The organism is Methylobacterium nigriterrae (assembly GCF_037106235.1).
GTDB classification, from domain to species: domain Bacteria; phylum Pseudomonadota; class Alphaproteobacteria; order Rhizobiales; family Beijerinckiaceae; genus Methylobacterium; species Methylobacterium nigriterrae.
In genome coordinates, this window is record NZ_JBAWTG010000947.1 from 1 (window position 1) to 264 (window position 264).

The following is a 264-nucleotide window of genomic DNA, read 5'->3' on the forward strand; positions in this document are numbered from 1 at the left end:
CCTCGACGCCCGGAATGGCATGTCGGCGGACCACGATGTCGTCAGACGCATCCGCGAGGGCATCGCATCCCGGCAGGATCAGCCCGGCGGCTGGCAGGCGTTGCTCGACGAGGCGACGGAGGGCGCCGGCTGCTCAGTGATCTGGGATGGTGTCACGGTAGCGAACGTGACCGTCTGGGACGAGCCCCCGCGCCTGTCGCACAGGGCTCGCGACCACCACACTGTCCCGTTCGGGCATCTCGACGCGCAGAAGGCGGGCGAGGA

The 264-nt window shown here is 69.7% G+C and carries 1 protein-coding gene; it reads left to right on the forward strand.

Annotation, left to right across the window (positions count from 1 at the left end):
• Positions 1 to 19: 19 nt before the first annotated feature.
• Positions 20 to 264: hypothetical protein (locus WDW90_RS39800; protein WP_336493081.1), on the forward strand; the 245-nt coding region annotated here is incomplete at its 3' end.